This is a genomic window from Mycobacterium sp., assembly GCF_049802695.1.
Taxonomy (GTDB): domain Bacteria; phylum Actinomycetota; class Actinomycetes; order Mycobacteriales; family Mycobacteriaceae; genus Mycobacterium.
Window position 1 is genome coordinate 1 of the sequence record NZ_JBARMY010000368.1, and the last position, 1,729, is coordinate 1,729.

The 1,729-nt window shown below is 66.7% G+C and carries 2 protein-coding genes; both read right to left on the bottom strand.

Translation table 11 applies throughout. From position 1 onward, the window contains the following. The coding region (locus WA317_RS15275; protein ID WP_425173833.1) for an acyl-CoA dehydrogenase family protein at nt 1–498 on the bottom strand (498 nt) is incomplete at its 3' end. A gap of 23 nt (nt 499–521) precedes the next feature. Continuing rightward, nucleotides 522–1,610, bottom strand: coding sequence for an acyl-CoA dehydrogenase family protein (locus WA317_RS15280; RefSeq protein ID WP_425173832.1), 1,089 nt, complete (start codon nt 1,608–1,610; stop codon nt 522–524). Between the last annotated feature and the right edge of the window lie 119 nt (nt 1,611–1,729).

The window sequence follows — 1,729 nt, forward strand, 5'->3', positions numbered from 1 at the left end:
TGTCTCGGCCAGCCGATGCCGGATCGCCTGGAAACCGGCGACCGGCCTGCCGAACTGCACGCGGTCCAAAGCGTGCCGGCGGGCCAGTGACAGCATCGCCCGACTGGTTCCGACCAGCCACCACCCGAGCGCGCGCCGGCCCGCCGCCAGCGGCGCCGGATCGATCTGCGGCATCGAGTCGCTGTGCGGCGCATAGTGAATCGGTAGCTTGCCGTCAAGCGCTGAATTCACCGAGTCGGCGCGCTCCCAGATCACCCAGGTACCGCCGGCGTACGAAAGTGCTGCCACGTTGCCCACCGCATTGCCGCCGGCGTGCAACACGACGTCGTTGAGCACCGACGCATGCGCGCCGGTTTCGCCCAGCAATCGAAACACCAACGGAACGGCTGCTTCTGGCACCTCGTCGAGCATGTCGAGCCAACCGAGCTCGGTCAGCGCCTGGTCCAGCCTCGAACCCGACGTCGTGGTCATCGTCTTGCGCAACGCGTCTTCCAGCATCCGCAAGGACTCGACGTCCACACTCACTCCTTGCCCAAATCCAACAGCCGGCGAGCGATGATATTGCGCTGAATCTCAGCCGTGCCACCGTAAATCGTCGCCGCCCGTGAGTACAGATACTCGGTGCGCCAATCGGACTCGTCGAGTTCGATCACCGCGGGCAGCAGATCGCGCGCTGTGTCGTAGAGCCGTTGCTCGGCGGTGGCCAGCAGCACCTTGTCGATGGAGGTCTCCGGCCCCAGCCGCTGCCCGTCGTCCAGCCGGTGCAGCGTGGCGCGCGAACGGCAACGCACAGTGTGCAGCGACAGAAAGGCCGACCCGAGGTGCAAGTCGTCCGGATCCTTCATCTCGGTGACGAGTCGGTCGAACCGCGAGTACAGGTAGGCAATCCGCTGCCAGAAGCAAGTGGACCGTTCATACGGCAACAGATCCATCGCGAGCCGCCAGCCGTCGCCCGGCTTGCCCAGCATCCGGCTCGCCGGGACCACCACGTTGTCGTAGTAGACCTCGCAGAACTCGTCGACCCCGTGCATCGTGCGCAGCGGCCGGATGGTGATGCCCGGGGTGTCCATGTCGACCAAGAACGCGGTGATGCCGTCATGGCCGCCAGCGGTGCGCGTCAACAGCACGCAGCGGGTTGCGAATTGGGCGTAGCTGGTCCACACCTTCTGCCCATTGACGACCCAGTCGTCTCCGTGCGGGCTGGCCCGGGTGGACAGGGACGCCAGGTCGCTGCCGGAGCCCGGTTCGGAAAATCCTTGGCACCACTGTTCTTGACCGCTGAGTAGCCGCGGCACCATCTCCGCGGCGAGCTCGGGTGCGGCGTAGTCAATGAGCGTGGGCGCAAGCACCTCGACCATCGAGTACGGCCCCGGCTCGGCAAGGCCGCGGCCAACAACCTCTTCACCGACGATCGCGCGCAGCATCGTCTGGCCGCCCAACCCACCCGCCTTCTCCGGCCAGCCGTACCGCATCCAGCCGGCGTCAAAAAGTGCCCGATGGACTCGGGCCAGCTGCTTCATGTGGCCTTCGAGCGAGTGATCCGGACCGGGTGCCAAATCGTGGTCGTCCAGCCAGGCCCGCAGGTCCTTCCGGAACTGCTGGACGTTCACGGGGCTCCGCTCAATTACCCGGCTCCTCCTCGGGCCGTTGCGCGGCCCGCATTGTCGCCGGGCTCTATCGATGGCCCGGCTCCTCCTCGGGCCGTTGCGCGGCCCGCATTGTCGCCGGG